Raw genomic sequence first — 16,610 nt, forward strand, 5'->3', positions numbered from 1 at the left:
GCCGCGAAAGGGCCCCGCTTTTTTGTGCGTTTGCTGGGGGGGTGAAAAGGGGGCTTTGCCCTGACGCTGCTCGAATCCGGCAGCGGGATACCTCTTTTTGCCCTCGGGAGGGGCCGAGCATGAACTAGTTTAGCTTTCTCTAAATAAGTAATATCTTGTTAAGCAACATCGAACATATTTTGGCGAGGCTCAATCACGGGCACATGCTCCCAATCCCGCCTCGTCTTCTCCTGGGACCATCGAAAAAGGACCTCGCCGGATGTGGCGGAAAACAGCAGCGTGCCTGGCGATCCTGGCAATTACCGGCGGCGAGGCGCGCGCCACGACAACAACCGCTTCCATGGCCGTGCAGATGACGATCACCGCGTCCTGCACCATCAACAGCGCGTCAACCCTGAACTTCGGCTCGTCCGGCGTCATTGCGGCCAATGTCGACCAGACGTCCACGGTCCAGGTTCAGTGCACGAACACGACTCCATACAATGTTGGCCTGGACGCGGGCACCGGATCGGGCGCGACCGTCGCCGCCCGCAAGATGACCAATGGTGCCGCCACGATTACCTATTCTCTCTATAGCGACAGCGGCAGAACGACCGTCTGGGGCAACACCATCGGGACAAATGCGGTTTCGGCGACCGGTTCCGGCGCCGCGCAAAACTTTACCGTCTATGGACGCGTGCCGGCGCAATCAACGCCTGCGCCGGCTGTCTATACAGACACCGTGACCGTCACGGTAACCTACTGAAGTCGGCCTCATTGACGGTCGACGCCATGGGGGTGGCAATGAATTGGGCAAGGCTGGCTTCGGCCCTGGCGGGGGCATTGCTGTTCGGCGCTGTGCAGGTCCGTGCGGAGTCGCTTCAAGTGCAGCCCGCTCTGGTCGATGTCGTCGCGCCGAGCGCGGCGTCGACCATTACGCTGCGCAATGAGGGGACAACGCCGACCAACGTGCAGATTCGTGTTTTTCGCTGGTCGCAGGTCAATGGCGAAGAGTCCCTTCAGCCCACGGATGATGTGGTTGCCTCGCCTCCTGCCGTCACGCTCCTGCCGGGTACCGACTATGTTGCCCGCATCGTGCGAGTGGTCAAGCGACCGGTTGCGACCGAGGAGGCCTATCGCCTGCTCGTCGACGAGCTTCCAGACGCCAGTCGGGCCAAGACAGGCACGGTGAGACTGCTGGTTCGCCACTCGATCCCAGTCTTCTTCGGTTCGCAGGCAAGAACGCCACCCAGCTTGGACTGGACGATATCGAGACAGGACGGCCGTTTGATCGTTTCAGCCCACAACAGGGGCGGTACCCGCTTGCGCATCTCCGCACTCTCGCTACGCGACGTCAGCGGGCACAAGATTTCATTCGGCGGGGGTTTGGTCGGCTATGCGCTCGGTCAGTCGACCATGCGGTGGGCGGCACCGGCCAGCGGGCGCAAATTCGCCACCAAGGGATCGGTCTCGATCTCGGGCCAAGGCAATGATGGCCCGATCAATGCCGTGGCGCCGGTTGTCGCCGCGCCGTGAATGCGGCTTGGCTCCTGACATTGTCGATATTGGTTGCGACGCTGATACAGTCCAATCGAGCGGACGGAGCAGCGCAGCAGCTTCAGCTCGAAGTCTTCATCAACGGCGCCGCCACCAACCAGATCGCGGCATTCGAGTCTTTCGACGGCCGGCATCTCGGCGCCGCTCTCGACGAACTGCACGCTTTGGGACTGGATCTCGGGAAGCAAGCCCGACCTCGGGAAGCCATCGTCATGCTCGACACCGTGCGGGGGCTGGGCTACCGCTACGAAGAGCGGGAGCAACGCATTTTTCTGACGATCAATGATGGCCTGCGCGGCATGATATCCTATGACGCCGCGCCCGGCCGGGAGGCTTCCCCTGACGTTCGAGCGGGGTTCGGCGGGGTTCTCAACTACAATTTGTTCGCGGCATCGCGGCAGGAGCCCGACGCCAGTGGCTTCGCCTTCAGCGGCGCTTCCACCACCCTCGATGCACGGGCCTTTTCGCCGGTCGGCACCTTCGGCCAATCGGCGATCCTGCGGCTGGAGGACAATGGCCGCGCCGATGCATTGAGGCTCGATACCGCCTACACTTATTCCGACCCGGCAACGCTAACCACGTACCAAGCTGGCGATGCGATTTCCGGCGGGTTCGCCTGGACCAGGCCGATCCGCATCGGCGGGCTTCAGGCGCGCCGCGACTTCGGCCTTCGCACCGATCTGATCACCCAGCCGCTTGTATCGGCGAGCGGCAGCGCGGCGGTGCCGTCGACGGTCGACGTCTATGTCAACGAGTCGAAGACCTATTCGCACCCCGTCGACACCGGACCGTTCCAGATCACCGACATTCCCGTCACCACCGGCGGTGGGCAGGCGATTATCGTCTTGCGCGATGCGGCCGGCCGTGAAACGCGCACGAGCGTGCCATTCTACGCCTCGCCCAACCTACTGAGGCCGGGGCTCTTCGACTTCTCGCTGGAGGCAGGCCTGCCGAGGTTGGGGTACGCGACGACGTCCGACGCCTATGCCGTCAACCAGCCAGTCCTGTCGGCAAGCCTGAGAAAGGGCATCTTCGACTGGCTGACGCTCGAAGCCCACGGGGAGGCCAGCAGCGGCCTGCTCAATGGTGGTCTCGGCATGGTGACGCGCACCGGTTCGCTCGGCGTTGCTTCCTTCGCGGTGGCCGGCAGCCATGGCGCGGCGGGCGGCGGGCTGCAGTCCTATGCCTCCTATGAGATCAGAATCGGGACCCTCAGTGTAAACGCCAGTTCGCAAATGACGTTCGGGTCCTATGACGATCTCGCCTCGGTGAGCGACCGGCTTCAAGACGGCGGAACGTCCGGCCACGCCTTCTTCAGGCTGTTGTCCTTCGACCCCATGGCCGTGGGTGCGTCGACCCGATCCAGGCCCCCGAAGATGGTCAACAGCATTTCCTTTGGAACGCCGCTGCCCTTCGACAGTGGCAGCATTAGCGCAAGCTACATCGATCTGATGCCGGCCAGCGGTGAAGGTTCCAGGATACTCACCGCTTCCTATTCGCGGGCGCTGCCATTCGGCTATCTCAACGCGACCGCCTTCGCCGCCCTTGGCGGGCGACGGAATGCCGGCCTCTTCGCCGGCCTGTCGATCCCGATCGGCGGCAATGTAATGGCTTCGACGGCCATTTCAGCCGACAAGCACGGTGTCGATGTGATTGCCGATGTGAGCAAACCGCTCGGCGAGGACCCGGGCAGCCTTGGCTGGCGGACGAGCTTCAGTCAGGGCGGGTCCGCCGAGGGCTCCGCGGCAGTCTCCTATCGCTCCTCCCATGGGCATGCCGAGGCCGGCGTCGGCCGTTCAATCTCGGGCACAGCGGCGACAGCCCAGTTCGAGGGGGCAATCGCAACGATGGGTTCCGGCATTTTCCTGACAGACCGAATCGACGACAGTTTCGCCGTTGTCGAGACGGGTTTGCCGGGTGTCGGCGTGCTTTTCGAGAACCGGCCGGCCGGCGTCACCGACGCGAAAGGAAGGCTTCTGGTGCCGAGCCTGCGCTCCTACCAACGCAACAAGATCGCCATCGACACGACCAATCTGCCCGTCGACGCCGACGTCACGACCACGCAGGATATCATCGCGCCAGCCGACCGGGCTGGCGTGCGGGTCGATTTCCGAGTTCGCACCGACGTCAGCGCCGCGGTCCTCGTCTTGTCAGGGCCGGACGGACAGCCGCTCGAGGTCGGGTCGCACGGCACGATCAACGGCACGCAGGAATTCGTCATCGGTTATGACGGGCGCGCTTATGTGAAAGCACTGGCGCGAAGCAACACTGTCGTTTCCCAGACCGCCAAGGGTTCGTGCCGCGCATCATTCGGCTACATGACAAAAGCAAACGAGCAAGTGGTCATCCCGGTTGTCTGCCGCTGATCCCGGATCGGCTGTCTGTGGGTCATCAGTACGTAACCGTCACGACGATCGTGTCGGTGTAGGCTCCGGGCGCGGGCGTCGTCTGCGCGGGCGCGCGGGCGTATACGGTGTATGGTTGATCGAGCCCGGTGCCGGTGCCGCTAGCGGTGTTAATGCCGATCGTGTTTCCCCAGACACTGGCCCTGCCACTGTCGCTGTAGAGCGAATAGGTCACGGTCTTTGCGCCGCTCGTCATCTTGCGGCTGGCAACCGTGGCACCGGAGCCGGCGCCGGCGCTCAGTCCGATATTGTACGGCGTCGTGTCGGTACAGCGAACGGTGACCGAACCGGTCGAATCGACATTGGATGCCAGCACTCCGACGGAGCCAAAGTTCACGTTGGTGGCCGAGACGTTGCAGTTCGCGTTGATTGTCGCGGTCCAGGTGGAGCCGCTGGACGTGGCTTGCCGGCTGCCTGTCGGACACGTCGAGGCGGTCTTGTAATCATAGCTGGCAGCCGGTGCGGTGGTCATGGTCCAGACATACGATCCGGGTCCAGCGGCGGTCTGGTTGGAGAATACTCTGCCGTAAACGGTCAACGCGGTGCCGGCGCTGCCCGAGGAACCCAAAGCAAGATCGTAGGTGGCCCCAATGGGATAGAGCCCGTAACTGGTCGTGGCCAGACCCCAGGACCCCCAGATCGTCGTTCGCGACGCGTCGCTGTAGAGCTCGTGGACCAATCGCTCGGACCCGGAAGCCAGCCGGCGGTTGCCGGCCGCGTTGGTCTGGCCAGGTGAAAGTTCGACGCAAAGGCGCACGGTCTGGTTGGCTGTCCCGGTGCAGTTGATCGAGAAGGTTGCCGTCGTGTCGTTAACGGCTCCGCTCAGAATGTCCAACACGCCGTACGATCCGTTGGCGGCCGTGACGGAGCAGCTCTGGGACCAAGCCCCTTGCAGGCTGCAAGCGAGGATCATTGTGACTAGCGCTGCTCGCAACTGAATTGTCCAGCGAAGCCAATGGTATCGCGAACGACGTATGAACCCTGATCCGCTGCCTTCCACCTTGGTCCGCTTATCAAGGTCCGAGGCCAATTCAAAAACGGGGCGTGTCGCAGCCATTTTGCCCGCTTATCCGGCCAAGAGCTGGCCAAAGCGATCGACTTCCTCGGTCGTCGTGGCAAAGCTGGTGACGAAGCGGTAGAGCAACTCGTCCTCGCCGATATGGCCGTCGAAACCATGCGGCTTGTGCCAGTCGTAGAAGGCGGCGCCCGCCGTCTGCAGCCTGTCGGCTTCGGTCTTCTTGATTACCGCGAACACCTCGTTGGCCTGCGGCAGCCAGGCGAGCTTCGCCGTTTCCGAATCCTCGATCGCCGCCGCGAGGCGCGCGGCCATGGCGTTGGCGTGCCGGGCCGTGTCGAGCCACAGCCCGTCCTTGAAATAGGCCTCGAATTGCGCCGCCACGAAGCGCGATTTCGAAAACAGTTGAGCCGCGCGCTTGCGCAGAAAGGCCAATTCCCTGGCGCGGTCGAGGTCGAACAGCACGATCGCCTCCGCGCACCAGCAGCCGTTCTTGGTGCCGCCGAAGGACAGGATGTCGACGCCGCGTTTCCAGGTCATTTCGGCCGGCGTCGTGTCGAGCGCGGCCAGCGCGTTGGCAAAGCGGGCGCCATCCATGTGCAACGGCACGGAATGTTGCTTGGCGATGGCCGCGATCGTCTCGATCTCTTGCAGGCCGTAAATGGTGCCGACCTCGGTCGACTGGGTGATCGAAACGGCCATCGGCCGGCCCCAATGGACGATCTCTGGCGCGAAGCGGCCGATGGTCCGTTCCAGATTGTGCGGGTCGATCTTGCCGAGGGGGCCGTCGACGGCATGAAGCCGCGAGCCGCCGGAAAAATATTCCGGCGCGCCGCATTCGTCTTCGATGACATGCGATTCGCGGTGGGCGAAGGAAATGCCGCCGGGCTTGTTGTAGGTGGTCAGCGACAGCGAGTTGGCGGCGGTGCCGGTTGCGACGAAGAACACCGCGACTTCGCGTTCGAAAATCTCGCTGAAGCTGGCGTAGACCGTCTGGTCGAGCGCGCCGTCACCATAGGCGGTGGAAAAGCCGCCGGCCGCGGCCGACAGGCCGGCGACGATATTGGGATGGGCGCCTGCCCAATTGTCGGAAGCGAAGAACATGTATCTGCCTGTGCTGGGGAAATCAGCGCGAAGTTGACCGGTTTCGCAAGCCGACCGCAAGGGCCAGACGCCGAAAAAACCACCGGCCCGATCAACTTGTCAGCGCGGCGGCTGGCGACCGAAGCTTACGTTTTCGGTCGACTTCGCGACATTTTCTGTCGTGTAAGGCCCAAGTTTTTTGTGAATCGGTCTTGTGTGGGCCGGGGAATTCTGCCATAAAAATTTAGGACAGTAGTGCTGTCTTATTTTGTCGCACAAAACAGGCTGGATTGGCGTAACATATGGGCCTCTCCGGCTGTTGCCGCGAGCGACAGGTGGACGGCCAGACACTGGCCTGTACGATACCAGATGCGGACCATGCGAAAAGCCGCATGATCCGGCAAGGATTTCGCAAGACGTGCCGCAAGGATCAGGGTGAGCAAGACGCTTGCCGAGGCAAATTAGCGACCGAAGAAATGGCCAGCGCCCGAAGGGCTGGAACGGAGGACAGGACAATGACGGACATGACGCTTGCTGCGACGAACGGCCAGGCCGCGCAGACGAAAGCGGCTGCCGTCAAAACTGCGCCTCGATCCCACATTGGCCGAACCACCAACGGTTTTGCCGCCCAGGGCCTTTACGATCCGCGCAACGAGCATGACGCCTGCGGCGTCGGCTTCATCGTCAACATGAAGGGCGTGAAGTCGCACCAGATCGTCAAGGACGGCCTTGCCGTGCTCGAAAACCTGACGCATCGCGGCGCCGTCGGCGCCGATCCGCTGGTCGGCGACGGCGCCGGCGTGCTGGTGCAGCTTCCGGACCAATTCTTCCGTGAGGAGATGGCGGCCCAGGGCATCGAACTGCCGCCTTCTGGCCAATATGGCGTCGGGCACTGGTTCATGCCGCAGGACGCCGCCCTTCGCGCCCATATCGAAGAGATCATCGCCGAATCGGCGCAGTCCGAGGGACTGCCGCTCATCGGTTTCCGCGACGTGCCCGTCGACAATTCATCCCTGTCGAAGGCGGCCGACATCGTGGCGTCCGAGCCGTTCCATCGGCAGGTCTTCATTGGTCGCACCGCGGATATTCCCGACGACGAGGAGTACGAGGCCAGGCTTTACCTGCTGCGCAAGGTGATATCGGGCCGCATCTACGCCGAAAACGACAACAAGGACATCGGCGCCTATTGCGTGTCGCTGTCGGCGCGCACCATCGTCTACAAGGGCATGTTCCTGGCCTATCAGGTCGGCGCCTATTACAAGGACCTCAAGGACCCGCGCTTCGAGACCGCGCTGATCCTGGTCCACCAGCGCTTCTCGACCAACACCTTCCCATCGTGGAAGCTGGCGCATCCGTACCGCATGGTCGCCCACAATGGCGAGATCAACACGGTGCGCGGCAACAACAACTGGATGGCGGCCAGACAGGCTTCCGTCGATTCCGAACTGTTCGGCAACAACATCTCGAAGCTGTGGCCGATCTCCTATGACGGCCAGTCCGACACCGCCTGCTTCGACAATGCGCTCGAATTCCTGTTCCAGGGCGGCTACAGCCTCAGCCACGCCATGATGATGCTGATCCCGGAAGCCTGGGCCGGCAACAAGCTCATGGGCGCCGATCGCAAGGCTTTCTACGAGTACCATGCAGCCCTTATGGAGCCGTGGGATGGGCCGGCGGCGGTCGCCTTCACCGACGGCCGCCAGATCGGCGCCACGCTCGACCGCAACGGACTGCGCCCGGCACGCTATATCGTCACCGACGACGACCGCGTCATCATGGCCTCGGAAGCCGGCGTGCTGCCGGTGCCGGAGGAGAAGATCGTCAAGAAGTGGCGGCTGCAGCCCGGCCGCATGCTTCTGATCGACCTTGCCAAGGGCCGCATCGTTCCCGACGAGGAGATCAAGTCGGAGATCGCGACCAAGCATCCGTACAAGACCTGGCTTGCGAACACGCAGCTCATCCTCGAAGATCTGAAGCCGGTCGAGCCGCGCGCGTTGCGCAAGGATGTCAGCCTGCTCGATCGCCAGCAGGCGTTCGGCTACACCCAGGAAGATACCAAGCTGTTGATGTCGCCGATGGCGACCACCGGCCAGGAAGCCGTGGGTTCGATGGGCACCGACACGCCGATCTCGGCAATGTCGGACAGGTCGAAGCTGCTCTACACCTATTTCAAGCAGAACTTCGCCCAGGTCACCAATCCGCCGATCGACCCGATCCGCGAGGAGCTGGTGATGAGCCTGGTGTCCTTCATCGGTCCCAGGCCGAACATCTTCGACCTGGTCGGCAATTCGCGCCGCAAGCGGCTCGAAGTGCGCCAGCCGATCCTGACCAATGGCGATCTGGAAAAGATCCGCTCGATCGGCCATACCGAAGACCGCTTCGACACCAAGACGATCGACATCACCTACGGATCGAGCGAGGGCGCTGCCGGCATGCAAGGCGCCATCGACAGGCTCTGTGAGCGAGCGGAGGCAGCGGTCGCCGGCGGCTACAACATCATCATCCTGTCCGACCGCCAGCTTGGCCCCGACCGGATCGCCATTCCGGCACTGCTGGCGACGGCAGCCGTGCATCACCACCTTATCCGCAAGGGGCTGCGCACCTCTGTCGGTCTCGTCGTGGAATCCGGCGAGCCGCGCGAAGTGCATCATTTCTGCTGCCTTGCCGGCTATGGCGCCGAGGCGATCAATCCCTATCTCGCCTTCGACACGCTGCTCGACATGCACAAGCGCGGCGAGCTGCCGGAGGAGGTCGACGCCTACGAGGTGGTGTCGCGCTACATCAAGTCGATCGGCAAGGGCATCCTCAAGGTGATGTCCAAGATGGGCATCTCGACTTACCAGTCCTATTGCGGCGCGCAGATTTTCGACGCGATCGGGCTGAAGTCCGACTTCGTGCAGCAATATTTCACCGGCACAGCGACGCTGATCGAAGGCGTTGGGCTGGACGAGGTAGCCGGCGAGACGGTCAGCCGTCACACGGACGGCTTCGGCAGCGACCCGGTGCTGCGCAACAGCCTGGATGTCGGTGGCGAATATCTGTTCCGCATGCGCGGCGAGGCGCATATGTGGTCGCCCGACGCGGTCGCCACCTTGCAGCATGCCGTGCGCCAGGGTTCGTGGGAGACGTTCAAGGACTATTCCGCGCAGATCGACAGCGAGACGGCGCGCGCCCAGGCCATTCGCGGCCTGTTCAAGATCAAGCTGGCCGAGGAGACCGGACGCAAGAAGGTCGCGCTCGACGACGTCATGTCGGCAGCCGATATCGTCAAGCGCTTCTCGACCGGGGCGATGTCGTTCGGTTCGATTTCGCGCGAAGCCCACACCACGCTGGCACGCGCCATGAACCAGATCGGCGGCAAGTCGAACACCGGCGAAGGCGGCGAAGAAGCCGACCGCTATCTGCCGCTGCCCGGTGGTGGCAAGAACCCGGAACGCTCGGCGATCAAGCAGGTCGCTTCCGGCCGGTTCGGCGTTACGGCGGAATATCTGGTCAATTCCGATGTCATGCAGATCAAGGTCGCGCAGGGTGCCAAGCCTGGCGAGGGCGGCCAGTTACCCGGCCACAAGGTCGACGCGACCATCGCCAAGGTCCGGCACTCGACGCCCGGCGTCGGCCTGATCTCGCCGCCGCCGCATCACGACATCTATTCGATCGAGGATCTGGCGCAGCTGATCTACGATTTGAAGAACGTCAATCCGGCGGCCGACGTGTCGGTCAAGCTGGTGTCGGAAGTCGGTGTCGGCACGGTCGCGGCGGGTGTCGCCAAGGCACGCGCCGACCATATCACCATCTCGGGCTACGATGGCGGCACCGGCGCCTCGCCGCTGACCTCGCTGAAGCACGCCGGTTCCCCGTGGGAAATGGGCCTGGCCGAGACGCATCAGACGCTGGTGCTGAACGGCTTGCGTTCGCGGGTGGCGCTGCAGGTCGATGGCGGCCTGCGCACCGGGCGCGACGTCATCATCGGCGCGCTGCTCGGCGCCGACGAATTCGGCTTCTCGACTGCGCCCTTGATCGCGGCCGGCTGCATCATGATGCGCAAGTGCCACCTGAACACCTGCCCGGTCGGCGTCGCGACGCAGGATCCGGTGCTGCGCAAGCGCTTCAAGGGCACGCCCGAGCACGTCATCAACTTCTTCTTCTACGTCGCGGAAGAGGTGAGGGCGCTGCTCGCCGAAATGGGCTTCACCCATCTCGACCAGATCATCGGCGACACCGATCTTCTGGAAAAGCGCGACCTGATCATGCACTGGAAGGCGCGGGGGCTCGATTTTTCCAAGATGTTCTACAAGCCCGATGCGCCGCATGAGGCTGTGCATTGGACCGAGCGGCAGAAGCATCCCATCGACGATGTGCTGGACCGCAAGCTGATCGAGTTGGCCAAGCCCGCGCTGGAGGCCAAGCAGCCGGTCCAGATCGAGGTCGACATCCGCAATGTCGACCGTTCGACGGGTGCCATGCTGTCGGGCGAAGTTGCCAAGCGCTTCAAGCACAAGGGGCTGCGCGAGGACACGATCCAGGTGAAGCTGACCGGCACGGCCGGCCAGTCGTTCGGCGCCTTCCTGGCGCGCGGCATCTCGTTCGAGCTTGTCGGCGCCGGCAACGACTATGTCGGCAAGGGGCTGTCGGGCGGCCGCATCGTCATCCGGCCACCGGCAGAAGCCAAGATCGTCGCGGCCGAATCCATCATCGTCGGCAACACGGTGCTCTATGGCGCAACAGAGGGCGAGGCTTATTTCGCCGGTGTTGCCGGTGAGCGCTTCGCCGTGCGCAATTCCGGTGTTGCCGCCGTCGTCGAAGGCGTCGGTGACCATGGCTGCGAGTACATGACCGGCGGCATTGTCGTCGTCATCGGCAAGACCGGCCGCAACTTCGCCGCCGGCATGTCGGGGGGCGTTGCCTATGTGCTGGACGAGGCGGGCGATTTCGCCGAACGCTGCAACATGGCCATGGTCGAGCTGGAACCGGTTCCGGAAGAAGACGACCTGATGGAAAAGCTGCTGCACCATGGCGGCGACCTCGATCACAAGGGCCGCGTCGACGTGTCCGGCGACATGACCAGCCACGACGAGGAACGGCTCTACCAACTGATCTCGAACCATGTGCACTATACGGGTTCGGTGCGCGGCCGCGAGATCCTCGACGACTGGACGACGTTCCGGCCGAAATTCCGCAAGATCATGCCGGTCGAGTACCGCCGTGCGCTGATCGAGATGGAACGCATGCGCATGGGCGTTGCCGCCGAATAGATTTTGCAACGGCCGGGAGGCCCAGGCTTCCCGGCCTCATGTCACCGACAATTTGATCTCTTGCCGAAGGTTGCCATGGCTGCCTCAAGAGGTTAACGGGTGCGGCGAAAACCGCACCATCTGGACAGCAGGAACTGGACTATGGGCAAGGTAACAGGCTTTCTCGAAATCGACCGGCAGGTCCACAAGTATCAGCCGGCCTCCGACCGCATCCGGCATTTCCGCGAATTCACGCTGCCGATGTCGGACAAGGAGGTCGAGAAACAGGCCGCGCGCTGCATGGATTGCGGCATTCCGTTCTGCCACGGGCCGACGGGCTGCCCGATCCATAACCAGATCCCCGACTGGAACGACCTCGTTTACAACCGGGACTGGGACAACGCGATCCGCAACCTGCATTCGACCAACAATTTCCCGGAATTCACCGGCCGCATCTGCCCGGCGCCTTGCGAGGAAGCCTGCACGCTGAACCTCGAGGACATTCCGGTCGCCATCAAGACGGTGGAGCAGGCGATAGCCGACAAGGCCTATGAGACCGGCCATATCAGGCCCTATCCGCCGGAGAAGAAGACCGGCAAGCGGGTCGCCATCATCGGTTCCGGCCCCGCGGGCATGGCAGCAGCCCAGCAGCTTGGGCGCGCCGGCCACGACGTTCACGTCTACGAGCGCGAAAGCCGTCCAGGCGGGCTGATGCGCTACGGCATCCCAGACTTCAAGATCGAGAAGCACTATATCGACCGCCGCATCGAGCAGATGCAGGGCGAGGGCGTGACTTTCCATTGCGGCGTCAATGTCGGTGTCGACAAGCCTGTTGCCGAACTGCTCGCCGAACACGATGCGGTGCTCTATTGCGGCGGTTCGGAAACGCCGCGCGCGGCCGGCATTCCCGGCGACGATCTCGGCGGCGTGCATGACGCTATGCCCTATCTGGTGCAGCAGAACCGCCGCGTCGGCGGCGAGCCGATACAGTCGGTGGCCTGGCCCTCGCATCCGATCATCGCCGGCGGACAGCATGTCGTCGTCGTCGGTGGCGGCGATACGGCCTCCGACTGTGTCGGCACGGCTTTCCGCCAGGGCGCGGTGCGCGTCACCCAACTCGACATCCGCCCGCAGCCGCCGGAGAAGGAAGACAAGCTCGCGGTCTGGCCCTACTGGGCGACCAAGATGCGCACATCGTCCTCGCAGGCCGAAGGCGCCGAGCGCGAGTTCCAGGTGGCGACGCTCGAGTTCATCGGCGAGGAGGGCCAGCTGACCGGCGTCAAATGCTGCGAGGTCGACGAGAAGCGCAAGCCGATCCCCGGCACCGACTTCGTCATTCGCGCCGACCTTGCCTTCATCGCCATCGGCTTTGCCGGGCCGGCGACGGCCGGCGTGGTGACGGAACTGGAGGGGGAGATGAAGGTCACCACCGACAGCCGCCGCTCCCGGAATGTCGAGGCGAATGACCGCGACTACAAGACCAGCGTCGACAGGCTCTACGCGGCGGGTGACGTGCGCCGTGGCCAGTCGCTGGTGGTCTGGGCGATCCGCGAAGGCCGCCAGGCGGCGCGGTCGATCGACGAGGCCTTGATGGGAACGAGCGTACTGCCTCGTTAAGGCGCGATCGCCGTCGTCGTGTCAGCCGAGGCGGCCGCAGCGGCGGAGCTTGTCTTGGGCGGCCAGGAAAAATCGTCGGCACGGCCGGGTGAAGCCGCCGGCGCCTTGCCCTCGATCACCAGTCTTTCGCCGGGAAGAGCCGGATTGGCCTTTGCCGGCGGCGCGGCGCCGAGCAGTTCGGTGCCGCCGTCGAGCGCCGGATCGCTGAGCAGCATGGGCACGGTGCGGTCGATGACGATGGGTGCGGCGGCCGGCGCCGGGGCCTCGACAGGGGCGCCTGCCGGTGCGGCGGCCGGCGCCACGCTTCCGGGCGCGGCGAGACCGAGGATCTTCATCAGCGACTTTTCGGTGTAGAAGGCGAGCTTGCGCTTGCCAGCTTTCGAGACGTTGATGCCGTCATCGGCGCGCAGCCGCACCGGCTGGCCGTTCATGTCGGGGCCGCTGGTGATGAAGGCGCCATTCTCGTCGACGAAGCCATCCCAGACATCGACGAACTCGCCGCCGTTCTTCTCGGCCGCCGAGTGGTAGATGTCGTTGAAGGCCAGCATGTCGGAGGTCATCTTCGACACCCGGAAGGCCGGCATGCCGACCCAAAGGAACGGCACCTTGGTGCTGGCGATGGCTTTGCCGAGTTCGTCGGTGCGGCGCTCGTATTCCTTGGTCCAGTTCTCGGACCGGGGTTGCTCGCGAACGTCCCCCACCATCATCTGCTGACGGTCGTTGGACCCCAGCATGACGACCACGGCGGCCGGTTTCTCGGTCTCGATCAGCGACTTGATCTGTTCGGGCCAATTGTAGACATCGTCGCGCACGAAACCGGACGAACCATTAGAGCGGACGACGATCCTGACGCCGGGATTCTCCGCGAAGGCGGTGTCCAGGCCTTCGGAGAGGCCGGTCGCCATGAAGTCGCCGACCACTAGGACGGTACGGGCATCCGGTGCCTTGTCGACCACCGGGGTTTCCGGTTCCGCGGGCGGACGGGGGGCGCGCGGCTTTTTCGCCTTGGGTCTTGCCTTCTGGATGGTCGGCGGCGGCTCAAACCGCTCGCTGCGGCGCGGAAACAGAAGGTCGCGCAGCGACCAGCCACGATTTTGCTGCTGCTCCTGCGCCATGGCCGGCGCATGGAAGGCACTGGCAGCGCCGATCACAAGCAGAACGATCGCCAGAATCAGGATCGGCATGCGGCGAACAAGGATCGCGATACGCGCGGCCGAAACCAATCACTCCTCCTCCCCTTGCGCCCACCCCACAAAACGAGCCGGTTTTGGGACCGGGCGCAAGTTCAAAGTACCGTTGCGCCCGGTGGCTCCGCCAAAAACGCGCACGGCGCCATGGCCGGCTCTATTTTTGCCGGAGCCATTTGAGCACTTCCATGCTCGGATACCCGTCCTGGGTCAAGCCGACCTTCGCCTGATAGGCCATGATGGCGGTCTTCGATCCGTCGCCGATCTTGCCGTCGAACTTGCCGTCGTAAAGTCCATGTTGCGAAAGCCGCTTCTGCAGCTCCTGCCGTTCCTCGAAACTGAGCTTGGTGAAAGGCCGCTTCCAATCCTGCACAAGACCGCTGGAGCCGGCGATCTCGTCGGCGAGAAGGCCGACGGCAAGGGCATATTTGTCGGCGTTGTTGTAGGCCTTGATCACCGAGAAATTCCTGATCATCAGGAACGCCGGCCCGCCGCGGCCATCCGGCACTTTGAGCGTCGCCTTGTCGGTGAGGTTCTTGAACGGCTTGCCGCTGGCCCTGACGACGCCGAGCGCTTGCCATTGCGCCAGCGTTTTCGAGCCGGCCGGCAGTTTTCCCGCCGGCAAGGCGACTTCATAGCCCCAGGTCTTGCCGGCCTGCCAGCCATTCTTCTTCAATAGATTGGCCGATGTCGCCAGCGCGTCGGGAATGGAATTCCAGATATCGCGCTTGCCGTTGCCGTCCATGTCGACGGCATAGTGCTGGTAGCTGGTTGGAATGAACTGGGTCTGGCCCATGGCGCCGGCCCAGGAGCCCATCAGGTGGCCTTCGTCGATGTCGCCGGTCTGCAGGATCTTCAGCGCCGCGACCAGCTGGGTGCGGGCATATTTGGACCGCTTCGGATCGCCATAGGCAAGCGTCGCCAGCGAACGCACGACATTGCGCATGATGTCGTCGCGCTTGAGGATTTCGCCATAGTTCGATTCCATCGACCAGATGGCCAGCAGAATGTAGCGGTCGACGCCGAACTTCGCCTCGATCCTGTCCAGCCACGGCTTCCATTTCTTGGCCATCTGCTGCCCGACGGCGACGGACTGATCATGGACGCGGTTGTCGAAATAGTCCCAGGCGGGCGCGGTGAATTCGGGCTGGGTGCGGGCTTTTTCCAGCACCACCGGATCGGGTTCGTTGATACTCCTGAACGCCTGATCGTAGACAGAGCCGGAAACGCCGCCCGCCACGGCCGTGGCGCGGAAGCCGGCGACCCATTGCCGGAAACCGGCGTCGGCGAAGGCCGGCCCGGCAGGCATCAGCATAGCGAGCGAGAGGCTGGCCGCCGTCATGACGCTGGTGAAACGTTTTGCGGCATTGCGAACGGACATCTCTTCCTCCTTCTCTGTCTCAGGAAAGACCATTCATCGCCGAACCGGGTTATGAATTAGTTTACCATAGGCAATGCCTGGAACGAAAAGACGTCTCAATGCTTTACGGATGGGAGTTTCCCCTCGGTCTTGCCAGTAATCCTCAAATCCGGCGTGAAAATGTCGCCGGACGGGGATTGCGCAGCCAGCCATCAAATGGATAATTGACGCATGAAGAGAGTTCGCAAGGCAGTTTTTCCAGTCGCTGGTCTCGGCACGCGGTTTCTTCCCGCCACCAAGGCTGTTCCCAAGGAAATGCTGACCGTCGTCGACCGGCCGGTCATCCAGTATGTGGTGGACGAGGCGCGCGAGGCGGGCATCGAACATTTCATCTTCGTCACCGGCCGCAACAAGGCGGTCATCGAGGATCATTTCGATATCCAGTTCGAGCTCTATGACACCCTCGCCCAGCGCGGCAAGGACGAGCAGCTTGCCCGGTTGCAGCGGCTGCAGCCGGCGCCGGGACAGACCAGCTTCACGCGCCAGCAGGTGCCGATGGGGCTTGGCCATGCCGTCTGGTGCGCGCGCGAACTGGTCGGCGACGAGCCGTTCGCGCTGCTGTTGCCCGACATGATCATGCAGTCGGAAAAGAGCTGCATGAAGGAGATGGTCGATCTTTACGCCGAGACCGGCAACAACATCATCGCCGTGCAGGAGTGCGATCCGGCCGAAGCCCATAAATACGGCATTGTCGGCCGGGGCGAACCGACCCATCACGGCTTCCGCATCACCGAAATGGTCGAGAAGCCAAAGACGGGCACCGCGCCGTCGAACCTGTACATCAACGGCCGCTACATCCTGCAGCCCGAGATCTTCAAGATCCTCGAAGGGCAGGAGAAGGGCGCCGGCAACGAGATCCAGCTCACCGACGCGATGCTGAAGCTGGAGAAGCAGCAGGCCTTCTACGGCTACCACTATCAGGGCCGCACCTTCGACTGCGGCTCCCCGGAAGGCTTCGTCGAGGCCAATGTCGCCTTCGCGCTGTGGCGAAGCGACATGAACCACAGCATGGCCACCGTCATCCGTACGCTTCTCGACGAGATGAAGCCATCAGAGCGGCGCGGGGCAGCATTCTAGGATGTGCTGATATTCAGGTGAGGCCGGCCTGCGAATGGC

General features: G+C 63.4%; 10 protein-coding genes. 6 read left to right on the forward strand and 4 right to left on the reverse strand.

Features of this window, described 5'->3' with window-relative positions; genetic code table 11:
• Window positions 1–259: 259 nt before the first annotated feature.
• Genes LB568_RS16015 through LB568_RS16025 form a run of 3 tightly spaced genes read left to right on the forward strand, consistent with a single transcriptional unit; the run spans window position 260 to window position 3,902 of the window.
• The gene (locus tag LB568_RS16015; protein ID WP_013893125.1) at window positions 260–745 is read left to right on the forward strand and encodes a spore coat U domain-containing protein; all 486 of its coding nucleotides are present in this window, start codon (window positions 260–262) and stop codon (window positions 743–745) included.
• A gap of 38 nt (window positions 746–783) precedes the next feature.
• Window positions 784–1,515 (forward strand): molecular chaperone, encoded by a 732-nt coding sequence (locus tag LB568_RS16020; RefSeq protein ID WP_140570912.1) that lies wholly within the window; start codon window positions 784–786, stop codon window positions 1,513–1,515.
• Between the two features lie 20 nt (window positions 1,516–1,535).
• Window positions 1,536–3,902, forward strand: a complete 2,367-nt coding sequence (locus LB568_RS16025; RefSeq protein ID WP_224730593.1) for a fimbria/pilus outer membrane usher protein — start codon at window positions 1,536–1,538, stop codon at window positions 3,900–3,902.
• Between the two features lie 25 nt (window positions 3,903–3,927).
• Here LB568_RS16025 and LB568_RS16030 read toward each other — a convergent pair whose 3' ends face one another.
• Both LB568_RS16030 and LB568_RS16035 read right to left on the reverse strand, forming a co-directional pair.
• Window positions 3,928–4,998: a spore coat protein U domain-containing protein gene (locus LB568_RS16030; RefSeq protein ID WP_318013280.1), complete on the reverse strand. Its 1,071-nt coding sequence runs from the start codon at window positions 4,996–4,998 to the stop codon at window positions 3,928–3,930.
• A 9-nt stretch (window positions 4,999–5,007) separates the two neighbouring features.
• Window positions 5,008–6,060 carry a threonine aldolase family protein gene (locus tag LB568_RS16035; protein ID WP_224730595.1) on the reverse strand — a complete coding sequence of 351 codons (1,053 nt, stop codon included), beginning with the start codon at window positions 6,058–6,060 and terminating at the stop codon, window positions 5,008–5,010.
• A gap of 494 nt (window positions 6,061–6,554) precedes the next feature.
• Between LB568_RS16035 and gltB the strand changes: the two genes are divergently transcribed.
• Both gltB and LB568_RS16045 read left to right on the forward strand, forming a co-directional pair.
• Window positions 6,555–11,291, forward strand: coding sequence for a glutamate synthase large subunit (gene gltB / locus LB568_RS16040; RefSeq protein WP_224730596.1), 4,737 nt, complete (start codon window positions 6,555–6,557; stop codon window positions 11,289–11,291).
• A 141-nt stretch (window positions 11,292–11,432) separates the two neighbouring features.
• Window positions 11,433–12,887, forward strand: coding sequence for a glutamate synthase subunit beta (locus LB568_RS16045; RefSeq protein ID WP_013893131.1), 1,455 nt, complete (start codon window positions 11,433–11,435; stop codon window positions 12,885–12,887).
• Here LB568_RS16045 and LB568_RS16050 read toward each other — a convergent pair.
• Window positions 12,884–14,110, reverse strand: coding sequence for a DUF459 domain-containing protein (locus tag LB568_RS16050; RefSeq protein WP_224730597.1), 1,227 nt, complete (start codon window positions 14,108–14,110; stop codon window positions 12,884–12,886). The two genes, LB568_RS16045 and LB568_RS16050, sit on opposite strands and share 4 nt — an antisense overlap.
• 121 nt (window positions 14,111–14,231) lie before the next feature.
• A complete protein-coding gene (locus tag LB568_RS16055; RefSeq protein ID WP_023765814.1) occupies window positions 14,232–15,455 on the reverse strand; it encodes a lytic murein transglycosylase in 1,224 nt (407 codons plus the stop codon).
• A 210-nt stretch (window positions 15,456–15,665) separates the two neighbouring features.
• On the opposite strand from LB568_RS16055, the gene galU reads away from it, so the two are divergent.
• Window positions 15,666–16,571, forward strand: a complete 906-nt coding sequence (gene galU / locus LB568_RS16060; protein ID WP_013893134.1) for a UTP--glucose-1-phosphate uridylyltransferase GalU — start codon at window positions 15,666–15,668, stop codon at window positions 16,569–16,571.
• The last annotated feature ends 39 nt before the right edge of the window (window positions 16,572–16,610 follow it).

The organism is Mesorhizobium sp. B263B2A (genome assembly GCF_020165775.1).
Taxonomy (GTDB): domain Bacteria; phylum Pseudomonadota; class Alphaproteobacteria; order Rhizobiales; family Rhizobiaceae; genus Mesorhizobium; species Mesorhizobium opportunistum.